A 13,015-nucleotide genomic window follows, 5' to 3' on the forward strand; every position below is an offset into this window, starting at 1 on the left:
TTCGCCGCCAAACCTCCGGACCCCAGCGTGAATCCCGCCGACACCCCTCGCCGCCCCCTGGACCCGAAGACCCCCAGGCCCCGCCCGGGCCACTGGTTGCCGGACCGCCACACCGCCGCGCGTACCGCCAGCGTGGTGCTGGCCGCGATCCGCTCGTGGCTGGCCCATCGCGCCGCCAGCAAAGGCGCGGCGCTCTCGTTCTATATGCTGTTCTCGATGGCACCGATCCTGGTGCTGGTGATTTCCATCGCCGGCATCTTCTTTGGCGCGGAAGCCGCGCGTGGCGAGATCTTCGCCCAGATCGACGACCTCGTCGGCGCGCAGGGCGCGGCCGCCATCCAGCAGATCCTGGCGGCCACGCACCGGGCCGGTGGCAGCGGCCTGGCCACTGCCATCGCCACCGGCATCCTGTTCGTCGGCGCCACCAGCGCCTTCGCCGAGCTCAAGGGCAGCCTGGACGAGATCTGGGCCGCGCCGGTGCCGCAAGGCGCGGGCTGGCAGCAATTGCTGCGCGCGCGGCTGTTGTCGTTCAGCCTGGTGCTGGTGCTTGCCTTCATGCTGCTGGTATCGCTGATCGTCAACGCCGCGCTGGCCGTGGTGGAACGCTTCTGGGGGCAGATGTGGACACAGTCGTGGTTCGCGCCGGTGGCCGACGTGCTCTCCACCGCGTTTTCCTTCGCCGTGGTCACCCTGCTGTTCGCGGTCATCTTCAAGATGCTGCCCAATGCGCGCATCGCCTGGCGCGACGTGATCATGGGCGCGATCATCACTGCGCTGCTGTTCTCGATGGGAAAGCGGCTGATCGGCCTCTATCTCGGCAACAGCGCGGTGGCGACCTCCTACGGTGCTGCCGGTTCGGTGGTGGCGCTGATGTTATGGGTGTACTACTCGGCGCAAATTTTCTTCTTCGGGGCCGAGCTTACGCGCCAGTACGCCCTGCAGTTCGGCAGCTTGCGGGGGCAAAACGCCGCCTCGCCACCCGATCAGCACGCCGCTGGCCCCGCGAACCGGTAAAATACCGCCCGATTCCCTTCGTGCATGCCCGCAGTGCCCGGCGCCCGACCGCAAGCTGATGGTCCCGCCGGCCCCTGGCGCCGGTCCGCTGCGCCCCGGGCCCCTTCCATCTTCTGTTTGCCGAATCCACTGCCGTGAGCTCGCTCGTATCCGAAATTGCGCGTCGTCGCACCTTTGCCATCATTTCGCACCCTGACGCGGGTAAGACGACCCTGACCGAAAAACTGCTGTGGTTCGGCGGCGCCATCCAGGTCGCCGGCGAAGTGCGCGCGCGCAAGGCGGATCGCCACGCCACTTCCGACTGGATGGAGCTGGAAAAGCAGCGCGGCATCTCGGTGACCTCCTCGGTGATGCAGTTCCCGTACCGCGAGAACATCGTCAACCTGCTCGACACCCCGGGCCACGAAGACTTYTCCGAAGACACCTACCGMACGCTGACCGCGGTGGACTCCGCGGTGATGGTGATCGATTCCGTCAACGGCGTGGAAGCGCAGACCATCAAGCTGCTCAACGTCTGCCGCCTGCGCGACACGCCGATCATCACCTTCATCAACAAGCTCGACCGCGAAGGCCGCTCGCCCATCGAGTTGCTCGACGAGATCGAGGACGTGCTGAAGATGCAGTGCGCGCCGATGACATGGCCGATCGGCATGGGCAAGTCCTTCCGCGGCGTGTACCACCTGATCGATGACCGCGTGCAGCTGTTCGACCCGCACGGCGAGAAGGGTACCTCCGCCATGGTCGACGGGCTGGACAACCCCGAGCTGGACCGCGTGCTGGGCAGCCAGGCGGAAGAGCTGCGCATCGAGATCGAACTCGTGCGCGGTGCTTCGCACGCCTTCGACAAGGACGCCTTCCTCTGCGGCAAGCAGACCCCGGTCTACTTCGGCTCGGCCATCAATAATTTCGGCGTGCAGTCCCTGCTCGACGCGCTGTGCGAACTCGCGCCGCCGCCGCAGGCGCGCAACACCGAGACGCGCGTGGTGGAGCCGGACGAAACCAAGTTCACCGGCTTCGTGTTCAAGATCCAGGCCAATATGGACCCGCGCCACCGCGACCGCATCGCCTTCGTGCGCGTGTGCTCGGGACGCTTCGAGCGCGGCATGAAACTGCTGCACGTGTCCACCGGCAAGACCGTGGCCATCAACAACGCCATCACCTTCATGGCGCAGGACCGCAACACCACCGAGGAAGCCTACTCCGGCGACATCATCGGCGTGCCCAACCACGGCACCATCCGCCTGGGTGACGTGTTCACCGAAGGCGAGGCGCTCAAGTTCACGGGCATCCCGTCGTTTGCACCGGAATTCTTCCGCCGCGCGCGCCTGAACAACCCGCTCAAGGTCAAGCAGCTGCAGAAGGGCCTGCAGCAGCTGGCCGAGGAAGGCGCCACGCAGATGTTCCGTCCCATTGCTTCCAACGACCTGGTGCTGGGTGCCGTGGGTATTCTGCAGTTCGACGTGGTGGCGCACCGCCTGGAGCACGAATACGGCGTGGACGCGATCTTCGAATCGCATGAATGCGCCACGGCGCGCTGGCTCAAGGGCGATCCGGCCGAGATCGAGAAGCTGATCGAGAAGGCCGGCCACAACGTCGCGCTGGATGGCGCCGGCGATCACGTCTATCTCGCGCCGAGCATGGTGAACCTGCGCCTGACGCAGGAGCGCTTTCCCAAGGTCGAGTTCAAGGAAACGCGCGAGATCGTCTGAGCCCCGCGGGCTTCGCAGCGTCACGCTGCGCCCCGCCGCCAGGCCTGCATCCGCATACACGCCCGCCAGCGCGAACGGCACCAGCCGCGTGAGCGTGCTGACGCCGATCGGTGCCTGCGCGCGGGACTGGAAGCGAAAACGGCGCCCCGGGGCGCCGTTTTCTTGCTGCGGGATGCCGGCTTAGTAAGCCAGCGAAGCCTGGATGTAGAACGTGCGCGGCATGCCCACGTACTTGCCCGCGTTGTTGTCGGTCGAGCGGGTGAAGTAGCGGCGGTCGAACAGGTTCTTCACGCCCACGGCGATCTTCAGGTTCTGCGCCGCCTTGCCGAAGTCATAGCCCAGGCGCATGTTCACCAGCGCGTAGCCCGGGATATCGCCCAGCGCGCCATTGGCGCTCTCGGCGGTCTGGTAAGTGGCCGACGTGCTCGGGTCGCCCGGCGAACGCTGCTTGGACTGCGCGAAGGTGTCCACGTTGAGCATCCAGCGGTTGCGCAGGTATCGCATGCCCAGCGTCGCCACGTGGCGCGAGTAGAACGGCAGGTCGCGGCCGGCGAAATTGCCCTGGTTGTAGGTCGCGTCGGTGAACGTGTAGGTGGCGTACGCCGACAGGCCGATCAGGGTCTTCGACAGCGTGCCGAAGTCGTAGCGCAGTGACGATTCGACGCCGCGGTGCGTGGTCGCGCCGAGGTTGGTCCACGCGTCCGGCGCGCCGCCGGTGCCGCCGCGCAGCTGCAGTTCGTCGTCGAAGTCGATGTTGAACAGCGTCAGCTCGCCGCCCCAGCCGTTGGCGTTGAAGTGCGTGCCGACCTCATAGGTCTTGGCCTTCTCCGGCGTCAGGCCGTTGGTGGTCGAGGCGATCTGGAAGTACTGCAGCGGGCCGAACGACACGCCCGCGTTGGCGAACAGCGTCCAGTTGTCGCTCACGTGGTACATCACGGCCAGCGAGGGCAGCGGCTCGTTGGACGAGACATCGGTGCGCACGTTGGTGAAGCGGTCGGTCAGGTTCGAGCGAATGAACTCGTAGCGCAGGCCCGGCGTGATGGTCCAGTTGCCGATGTTGATGGTGTCGTCGATGTAGACCGCATTGGCGGTGGTGCCGCCGGTGCGCCACTGGTAGACCGGCGAGGCCAGGTCCGGCGCGTTCACCGAGCCCGGCGTGTAGAAGCTCGTGCGGCTTGCCTGTTCGTCGCTGGCCTCGCGCAGGTAGCGGTAGCCCACGCTGACTTCGTTGCTGACGTCGCCGGTGCGGAACAGCTGCGAGTAGCGCGGCTCGATCGCGAACGTGTGGTAGTTGCGCGGCGCGGCGGTCAGGCGGCGCTGGCTGGCCTGGGCGCCCGTGCCCTGTTGCTCGATGTTGCTGCCGCGGAAGCTGTCCGTGTAGTACGTCAGCACTTCGAACTTGCGGTCCTTGTCGTTGTGCGCGTACTTGAACGAGAAATCGTTGCGGCGGCCGCTGAAGTTGTCGAAGGGGCGCACCGACTGGAACGGGTTGGCCGCGTACTGCGCCGACGTCAGGCCGCCGGGCATGCCGGCGTTGCCCTCGTAGTAGTAGAAGGCGGCGCTCAGCTCGTCGGCCGGCGTGATGCGGTAGGAACCCTTGAGGATCAGGTCGTCGATGCTGACGTGGTCGTTGCTCTCGCGGAAGCCGTTGCCATGCACGCCGGAGTACAGCAGCGCGCCGCCCAGGCCGTTTTCAGCGGTGCCGCCGATGAATGCGCTCGGGGTGGTCTTGACGCTGCCGCCATGGGAGTAGATGTCGGTTTCGACCGAGGCATCCGCGGCGAACGTCTTCGGGATCGCGCGCGTCACGAAGTTGATGATGCCGCCCACGTTCTGCGGGCCATAGCGCACGGAGCCTGCGCCGCGCACCACGTCGACCGCGTCCAGGTTGCCCAGCGCCACCGGCGCCATCGACAGCTGCGGCTGGCCGTAGGGCGCCACCGCCAGCGGGATGCCGTCCATCAGGATGGTCGAGCGCGGCGACAGGCGCGAGGCCAGGCCGCGCACGCCCACGTTCAGCGATATATCGCTGCCGCCGGTGCCGTTGCTCTCCTGCACCTGCACGCCCGGGATCTGGCGCAGCACGTCGCGCACATTGCTGGCGCCGCTTTGGGCGAAGGTCTCGCGCTCGACGATGGTGCGGGCGCCGGGGTGCTCCAGCACCTTGGTCTCGCTGGGATTTTCCAGCCAGTTGCCCACCACGGTGACGGCGCCGAGCGTTTTCTCGCCCTGGGAGGCGGGTGCGCCGGCCGCGTCTGCCGCCGGTGCGGCGGCGGCCTGCGCAGGTGTGGCGTCGGCTGCGCGTGTGGACAAAGAGAGGCAAAGCAGGGCGGCGCCAAGGGCGGCACCCGTGAGTCGGATGGTGGGCTGCAAGGGTGGACTTCCTGGAATGCGCGGGCGGGAACTAGGGTTTGCCCGTACCGTATCGAGGGCTCGAATTATAAATACGAATCATTATCGGAATCACTTCATTTTTCGGCTCTGTGGTGACATTGCATCAAAGTTGATACATGGAAGTTGCCGCCAGCGTCGGCGGGCGCGCCCTCGCTCGGATAGAATCCGATACTTGTGGAATCAAGCATTAGCCCCGATCGGAAGTCCCGATGTGAGCAAAAGGGCAGCGTAAGGCGCTTTTCTTGTGTTTCGCCGAGTGCGGCGCGCCATGTGCCGCGCCAACTGTCCCGTCCTTGCCGCCATCCATGTCGACCCCTGCCTCCGTTCCGGCCGCCGAGCCGGACTCCGTCTTCCGCGATCCTTCGTTCCGGCTGTTCTGGTTTGCCCGCCTGTGCACCACCATCGGCTACCAGATCTTCACGGTGGCGGTGGGCTGGCAGATCTACGACCTCACGCGGGATCCCTTCATGCTCGGCATGGTGGGCCTGGTGCAGTTCCTGCCCTCGGTGATCCTGCTGCTGATGTCCGGCCACGTGGCGGACCGCTTCGACCGGCGCCTGATCGTGCGCACCTGCCAGACGCTCGAAGCGCTGATCGCCGCCTCGATGGCGCTGGCCAGCCTCAAGGGCTGGATCGCGCGCGAGCATATCTTCGTGTTCGTCGCCCTGATAGGCGCCACGCGCGCCTTCGAGACCCCCACGCTGCAGGCGCTGCTGCCCAGCGTGGTCACGCCGCGCCTGCTGCCGCGCGCGGTGGCGATGTCCAGTTCGGCGGTGCAGACCGCCATCATCATTGGCCCGGCGCTGGGCGGATTCGCCTACGTGGCCGGCCCCGGCGTGGTCTATGCCATCAGCGCCACGCTGTTCGCGGTGGCGGCCTGCCTGGTAAGCGCGATCAAGCTGCGCCAGATCGCGCAGCGCGTCACCACGCCGGTCAGCCTTTCCACGCTGTTCGCGGGCATCGCCTATATCCGTGGCCGGCCGGTACTGCTGGGGGCGATCTCGCTGGACCTGTTCGCCGTGCTGCTGGGCGGCGCCACCGCGCTGCTGCCCATCTACGCGCGCGACATACTGCACACCGGCCCGTGGGGCCTCGGCCTGCTGCGTTCGTCGCCCGCCATCGGCGCGCTGGCCACGGCGCTGTGGCTGGCGCACCACCCGATGAACCGCCGCGTGGGCCGCATCATGTTCGGCGCGGTGGCCGTGTTCGGCGTGGCCACCATGGTGTTCGGCATCTCGCGCTGGCTGCCGCTGTCGATGGCGGCGCTGGTCATGCTCGGCGCCTCCGACATGATCAGCGTGGTGGTGCGCTCCACCCTGGTCCAGCTCGACACGCCCGACGACATGCGAGGGCGCGTGGGCGCGGTCAACTCGGTCTTCATCGGCGCGTCAAACCAGCTCGGGGAATTCGAGTCCGGCGTTACTGCGGCATTGCTGGGGCCGGTGGGCGCGGTGCTGCTGGGCGGCATCGGCACGCTGGTGGTGGTGGCGGTGTGGATGCGCCTGTTCCCGTCGCTGGCCGAACGCGACCGCCTGCACGATCATCCCGTCACGGCCTGAGCGCCGCCATGGTTGTCCCGGCACGGCGCTCCTGCCCTGCCGGCATTCCCTTGCGGACGCCAAAGCGCGAAAGCGTACCCGTTTCTGCGTGCCCTGCGCGCCGCGCCCCGCGGCCGCAACGCCGAAGCCAAAACACCCCGATCGGCACATCGGCAAATTTCTTCGATTCGCCGCCAGGCCTTGCCACGCAAGGGCTGGTGCCGCTTCGGCGCCTGCGCTTTGCCGCCACGCTGGCGGCGCTGCTGGCTGCGCGCTGCCATGCGCAGCCGTGCGCCGCCGCACCGTGGCCGATGTGCCGGTGGGCATGCTGCCTTCGGGCGGCGTGGACTCGAGCCGGATCACCGGCCTGCACGCAGAAACGGGTACGCCCGGCCTGCGCACCCATGCAATCGGCTTCGAATCGGTGGGCGGCGAAGCCGGTGACGCGTCCCAATACCCGGACCTCGTGGCCAGTCATTTCGGCACCCACCGCGAGAAGATGCCGATCCCCGCGCCGGGCACGATGTGCGTACCGCGCTGCTTTGCTTCGGCGCAGGTGCATCGCATGGCGACGAGCGCACCCGTCTGCCCGTGCCCGTGCCTCTCGCGGAGCTGCCCACCGTCTATATTCAGAGCGGCCCCACCTTGCCGGAAGACCGCCAGCGCCACACAGGCTCGGCGGCCGGCTTCTCGCACCAGCCCGATCCGGGCCAGTCCGCGCGCAGCGCCGCTGCCCGATGCGGGCGAACGGATGCATCGCCATCGCGAAGATCGCTCGTCCTGAGCCGTCGCGCTCAGTTCTTTCCTTTTTTTCAGTCATTCCCGCGTTTACGTTTACTCTCCGGAGCCGATTGCCATGAACCTCAACTTCATCGAGCCCCACAAGCTGGAAGCGGCCTGGGCCTACCTTGCGCAGCTGATCGTGCAGCAGGGCCTGAACTGCATTGCCGCCGTGCTGATCCTGGTGCTGGGCTGGTGGTTTTCCGGGCGCGCCCGTTCTGCCGTGCTGCGCGCATTCGACCGGCCGCGCGTGGACGCCACGCTGCGTCCCATGCTGGCCAGCGTCACGCAATGGGTCGTGCGCGTGATCACCGTGGTGCTGGTGCTGTCGCAATTCGGCGTGCAGACCGCCAGCATCATCGCCATGCTCGGCGCGGCCGGCCTGGCCATCGGCCTGGCGCTGCAGGGCACGCTGCAGAACATCGCGGCCGGCATCATGCTGGTGTTGCTGCGGCCGTTCCGCGTGGGCCAGTACATCGACGCGCAGGGCGTGGCCGGCACGGTGCGCGAGACCGGCTTGTTCATGACCGAGCTGACCACGTCCGACGGGGTTTGCCTGCGCGTGCCCAACGGCAAGATCTGGGGCAGCGCCATCACCAACTACAGCGAGAACCCCACGCGCCGGCTGGATATCGAAGTCACCGTCACCTTCGGCGCCGACATCCAGGCCGCGCTCGACGCGCTGCGCGCCATGCTTGCCACGGAAAAGCGCCTGCTGCCCGATCCTGCCGCCGAAGTCATGGTGGTCAACTACGCCGCGCAGGGCGTCACGCTCAACGTGCGCTGCTGGACCCGCGCCGACAACTACTGGAGCGTGCGCTTCGGTTTCTACCAGCGCATCAAGCCGGTGCTCGAAGCCGCCGGCTGCCCGATCGCCGTGCCGGTGCAGGAAGTGCGCGTGCCCGACGATGCGCAACGCTCCGGGCCTGTCGCCCCCGGCGCTGCGCAGCGCCTGAGCTGACGCGCATCTTCACGCGACCCGCAGCGCCGCAGCACTCAGCCCTCGTCGGCCAGCAAAGAGCAAGCGCCTTCCTCGGCCGTGCTCACGTGCCTGCGGAAGCCGCTGAACAGGTCGCGGCCCACACCGTGCCGGTTGGCGGAGAGATCCGGCGGCGTGATGTCGCGCGCGTCCCATTGCGCCTGCGGCACCATCACCGTCAGCACGCCGGCATGCGCGTCCACGCGCATCGGGTCGCCGTCGCGCACGCGCGCGATGCCGCCGCCGTTCAGCGCCTCGGGGCAGACATGGATGGCGGCCGGCACCTTGCCCGATGCGCCCGACATGCGCCCGTCCGTCACCAGCGCCACGTGAAAGCCGCGATCCTGCAGCACGGTCAGCGTGGGTGTGAGCTTGTGCAGCTCGGGCATGCCGCAGGCGGCCGGCCCCTGCCATGGCAGCACCGCGACGAAGTCGCGCTCCAGCTCGCCGCGCTTGAACGCCGCGATCAGTGCATCCTGCGTGTGAAAGACCAGCGCCGGCGCCAGCACGACATGGTGCTCGGGCTTGACGGCGGAGATCTTGAGCACGGCGCGGCCGATATTGCCGTCGAGCAGCTTGATGCCGCCCTCCGGCGCGAAGGGCTGCGCGGCGGGACGCACGATGGCGTCGTCCAGCGGTGCGGCCGGCCCGTCGATCCACGTCAGTTTGCCGTCGCGCAATACCGGTTCGCGCGTGTAGTCGGCCAGGCCCTTGCCCACCACGGTGGTCACGTCGTCATGCAGCAGGCCGAGTTCCAGCAGGCCGCGGATCACCACGGGCAGGCCGCCCGCCGCCTGGAACTGGTTCACGTCCGCGCTGCCGTTCGGATACACGCGCGCCAGCAGCGGCACCACTTCCGACAGTTCGGCGAAATCGTCCCAGCCCAGCACGATGCCCGCGATACGTGCCATCGCGATGAGGTGCAGCGTGTGGTTGGTGGAGCCGCCGGTGGCCAGCAGCCCCACGATGCCGTTGACGAAGGCGTGCTCGTCGAGCACGTCCGCCACCGGCGTATAGCGTTCGCCACCATGCACCAGGCGCAGGGCCTGGCGCGCGGATTCGCGCGTGAGCGCTTCGCGCAGCGGCGTGTTGGGATTGACGAAGGCGGTGCCGGGCAGATGCAGGCCCATCATCTCCATCAGCATCTGGTTGGAGTTGGCGGTGCCGTAGAAGGTGCAGGTGCCGGGGCCGTGGTAAGACTTGCTCTCCGCTTCGAGCAGTTCCGCGCGGCCGATCTTGCCCTCGGCGTACTGCTGGCGGATGCGCGCCTTTTCCTCGTTGCCGATGCCGGTGGTCATGGGCCCGCCCGGCACGAAGATGGCAGGCAGGTGACCGAAGGACAGCGCACCCATCACCAGTCCCGGCACRATCTTGTCGCACACGCCCAGGTACAGCGCGCCGTCGAACATCTGGTGCGACAGCGCCACCGCCGTGGACATCGCGATCACGTCGCGCGAGAACAGCGACAGGTCCATGCCGTCCTGGCCCTGCGTCACGCCATCGCACATGGCAGGCGTCCCGCCGGCGAACTGCGCGGTGCCGCCCGCCTCCAGCGCGGCTTCCTTGAGCCACTGCGGATATTCCGCCAGTGGCTGGTGCGCGGACAGCATGTCGTTGTAGGACGAGACGATGGCGAGATTCGGCCGCTCCTGCGCCTTCAGGCGGATCTTGGCCTGCTCCGGCATGGCAGCCATGCCGTGCGCCAGGTTGGTACAGGACAGGTTCGCGCGTTCCACTTTCTGTCCCGCCATGGCGTGCGTGCGCGCCAGGTAGGCTTGCCGGGTGCCGGCGCTGCGCTCGACGATGCGGGCGGTGACCCGTTCCAGGACTGGATGGCTTGGCATGGGGATCTCCTGCGTGGGGTATCGTTGTCAGCCTGCGTTTTTCAGCGTAGTGCACTTTGTCGGGGGATGCACGCATGCATCGCGTCCTGCACGTGGCGCCGACAAGTGCTAGACTGCGCTCCATTCTCCGGAGTTCAGACGACATGAAGCAAGCAGCCCGACGCACCGCCGCATATGCCGCATTCGCAGCGTTTGCAGCGTTTGCCGTGGCACCTTACGGTGATCGCGTGCTGCTGGCCTTTCACGTCTAGTCTTCCGAGCGTCGCGCCCGGAAGGCACAGAAGCCATTCCGGGAAACGACGAAGCAAGAACATCGCCAACCCCGGACGGCCCCGCAGGTCTTCCGGGGTTTTGTTTTTGCAGTTCACCACCATCTGATGCGCCATGCGTACCTACGACAAGCTGATCGCCACGATTCACTCCGGCCAAGGGAACGGGAGCTTGCGCTCGTCCCTTGGCTTGGTAGCGGCGCCGGTTGTCGCAGCCGTCGATGTCATTGCGTGCCGCATGCGGCATGCCGGCGCCGTTCCGCAAGCGATTCCATAGCCCCCTGGCTGCCATGCGCAGTCCCGGGGCATCGCACGGACCGCCTGCCCGGGGACACCAGAAGCACCCTGGCAGGCACGCACCCGCCAGGGTGTTTTTGCACAGGCAGCCCATCATGGAACGCAAGGAACCCAGGAACGACAACGTCAGGAACATCGGCATCATCGCCCACGTGGACGCGGGCAAGACCACCACCTCCGAACGCATCCTGTTCTACACCGGCGCCAGCCACCGGCTCGGCGAAGTGCACGACGGCGCCGCCGCCATGGACTTCGACCCGCAGGAGCAGGCGCGCGGCATCACCATCAACAGCGCCGCCACTTCGGTGGCCTGGCGCGGCCACCGCATCAACCTGATCGATACGCCCGGCCACATCGATTTCAGTATCGAGGTGAACCGTTCGCTGCGCGTGCTCGACGGCGCCGTGGTGGTGTTCGACGGCGTGGCCGGCGTGGAGCCGCAGACCGAGACCAACTGGCGCCTGGCCGACCGCTACCGCGTGCCGCGCCTCGCCTTCGTCAACAAGCTCGACCGCACCGGCGCGGACTTCCTGCGCGTGGTGGGCATGATCGAGGCGCGCCTGGGCGCGGTGCCGCTGGTGCTGCAATTGCCCATCGGCAGCGAAGCCGCGTTCGCGGGCGTGGTCGATCTCGTCGCCATGCAGGCGCTGCTCTGGCCCGACGGCAACGGCACGCAGGTGTACGCCACGCAGCCCGTGCCGGCCGGAATCGCGCAGCAGGCCACGGCCTGGCGCCAGCGCTTGCTGGAGACGCTGGCCGAGCACGACGAGGCCATGCTGGAAGACTATCTCGCCGGCCGCGAGCCGGACGAGGTGGCGCTGCGCGCGGCCATCCGCCGCGTCACCGTGGCCGGCGCCGGCGTGCCGGTGCTGGCTGGTTCCGCCTTCAAGAACAAAGGCGTGGAACCGCTGCTCGATGCCGTGACCGGCTACCTGCCCGCGCCGCAGGACGTGGCACGCCCCGATCTCTGCGCGGACCCCGCCGGGCCGCTGGTGGCGCTCGCCTTCAAGGTGGTGCACGACGCGCACGGCACGCTCACGTTCGCGCGCATCTACCGCGGGCGGCTTGCCGCCGGCGACACCGTGCTCAATGCCCGCAGTGGCAAGCACGAGCGCGTGGCGCGCTTGTACGAGATGCATGCCGGCTGCAAGCAGGAGCGCGGCGTCGCCGTGGCTGGCGATATCGTGGCAATCGCGGGCCTCAAGGCCACCGTCACCGGCGACACCCTGGCCGACCCCGCGCATCCCGTGGTGCTCGAGACCATCGACGCGCCCGAGCCGGTGATCGACGTCGCCATCGAGCCGCGCACCCATGCCGACCAGGCCGGCCTCGCACGCGGCTTGCAGGCGCTGGTGCAGGAGGACCCGAGCCTGCGTCTGCGGCAGGATCCGGAGAGCGGGCAGACGCTGCTGTCTGGCATGGGCGAGCTGCAGCTCGAGGTCACGCTGGAGAAACTGCGCACGCGCTTTCACGTGGAGGTGACGGTGGGCCGCCCGCAGGTGGCGTATCGCGAGACACTCACGCGCGTTGCCGAGGCGCGCCATCTGCACCGCAAGCAAAGCGGCGGGCCGGGCCAGTACGCGGAAGTGCTGCTGCGCATCGAGCCGCTGCCGCGCGGCGAAGGCCTGCAGTTCGAGAGCCGCATCTCAGGCGGCGCGGTGCCGCGCGAATACGTGCCGGCGGTGGAAGCCGGCATCCGCCGCGCCGCCGCGCAGGGCGTGCTGGCGGGCCATGCGCTGGTGGATTTCAAGGCGGTCCTGCTCGACGGCAGCTATCACGAGCGCGATTCCTCGGCGCTGGCGTTCGAGACCGCTGCCGCCGCGGCGCTGCGCGAAGCCGCGCGCGCCGCGGCACCCGTGGTGCTGGAGCCGCTCATGGCGGTCGAAGTCATCACGCCGGTCGATCATGTGGGCGATGTGATCGGGGATCTGCACCGCCGCCGCGGCGTCGTGCGCGGGCAATCGCAGCGGGCGGGTGGCGCATCGGTGATCGAGGCGCATGTGCCGCTGGCCGGCATGTTCGGTTATATCGGCAGCCTGCGTGCGCTGAGTTCGGGACGTGCCAGCTTCGGCATGCAGTTCGATCACTACGCGCCGGCGCGTGCCAAGGTGGTGGAGTCGGTTGCGTAGCGCGCTTCGCCAGATGAGAAAAAGCCCGCCCGGCGTCGCGCCGGTGCGGGCTTTTTTACCTG

The 13,015-nt window shown here is 68.0% G+C and carries 8 protein-coding genes; 6 read left to right on the forward strand and 2 right to left on the reverse strand.

Annotated features, from left to right (window positions below):
* Positions 1-27: 27 nt before the first annotated feature.
* Together AC1DK4_RS23570 and AC1DK4_RS23575 are read left to right on the forward strand one after the other, a co-directional pair.
* Entirely contained in the window at positions 28-1,014 is a 987-nt protein-coding gene (locus AC1DK4_RS23570) for a YihY/virulence factor BrkB family protein (protein WP_441611804.1), read from the forward strand.
* Between the two features lie 134 nt (positions 1,015-1,148).
* The gene (locus AC1DK4_RS23575) at positions 1,149-2,723 is read left to right on the forward strand and encodes a peptide chain release factor 3 (RefSeq protein WP_441611805.1); all 1,575 of its coding nucleotides are present in this window, start codon (positions 1,149-1,151) and stop codon (positions 2,721-2,723) included.
* Positions 2,724-2,903: 180 nt separating this feature from the next.
* Here AC1DK4_RS23575 and AC1DK4_RS23580 read toward each other — a convergent pair whose 3' ends face one another.
* Positions 2,904-5,096: a TonB-dependent receptor family protein gene (locus AC1DK4_RS23580; protein ID WP_441611806.1), complete on the reverse strand. Its 2,193-nt coding sequence runs from the start codon at positions 5,094-5,096 to the stop codon at positions 2,904-2,906.
* 326 nt (positions 5,097-5,422) lie between these two features.
* Here AC1DK4_RS23580 and AC1DK4_RS23585 point away from each other — a divergent pair, with 326 nt between their 5' ends.
* The 3 genes from AC1DK4_RS23585 to AC1DK4_RS23595 all read left to right on the forward strand — a co-directional run bounded on the left by AC1DK4_RS23585 (position 5,423) and on the right by AC1DK4_RS23595 (position 8,396).
* Complete coding sequence (locus AC1DK4_RS23585) at positions 5,423-6,676, forward strand: MFS transporter (RefSeq protein ID WP_441611807.1); 1,254 nt, start codon at positions 5,423-5,425, stop codon at positions 6,674-6,676.
* A gap of 268 nt (positions 6,677-6,944) precedes the next feature.
* On the forward strand, positions 6,945-7,439 hold the full coding sequence (locus AC1DK4_RS23590; RefSeq protein ID WP_441611808.1) for an asparagine synthase-related protein: 495 nt from the start codon (positions 6,945-6,947) through the stop codon (positions 7,437-7,439).
* Positions 7,440-7,511: 72 nt separating this feature from the next.
* Entirely contained in the window at positions 7,512-8,396 is an 885-nt protein-coding gene (locus tag AC1DK4_RS23595; RefSeq protein ID WP_441611809.1) for a mechanosensitive ion channel family protein, read from the forward strand.
* A 35-nt stretch (positions 8,397-8,431) separates the two neighbouring features.
* Here the strand turns inward: AC1DK4_RS23595 and edd are convergent, their stop codons facing one another.
* Positions 8,432-10,258, reverse strand: a complete 1,827-nt coding sequence (gene edd, locus AC1DK4_RS23600; protein ID WP_441611810.1) for a phosphogluconate dehydratase — start codon at positions 10,256-10,258, stop codon at positions 8,432-8,434.
* A 661-nt stretch (positions 10,259-10,919) separates the two neighbouring features.
* Here edd and fusA point away from each other — a divergent pair.
* Entirely contained in the window at positions 10,920-12,953 is a 2,034-nt protein-coding gene (gene fusA / locus AC1DK4_RS23605) for an elongation factor G (RefSeq protein WP_441611811.1), read from the forward strand.
* Positions 12,954-13,015 lie beyond the last annotated feature (62 nt).

It is taken from the genome of Cupriavidus sp. 05N38, assembly GCF_056397345.1.

Excerpts from the sequence above, each read along its gene's own strand:
- AC1DK4_RS23585 (WP_441611807.1), top strand. The coding sequence starts at position 5,423 with ATGTCGACCCCTGCCTCCGTTCCGGCCGCCGAGCCGGACTCCGTCTTC.
- AC1DK4_RS23595 (WP_441611809.1), top strand. The coding sequence starts at position 7,512 with ATGAACCTCAACTTCATCGAGCCCCACAAGCTGGAAGCGGCCTGGGCC.
- fusA (WP_441611811.1), top strand. The coding sequence starts at position 10,920 with ATGGAACGCAAGGAACCCAGGAACGACAACGTCAGGAACATCGGCATC.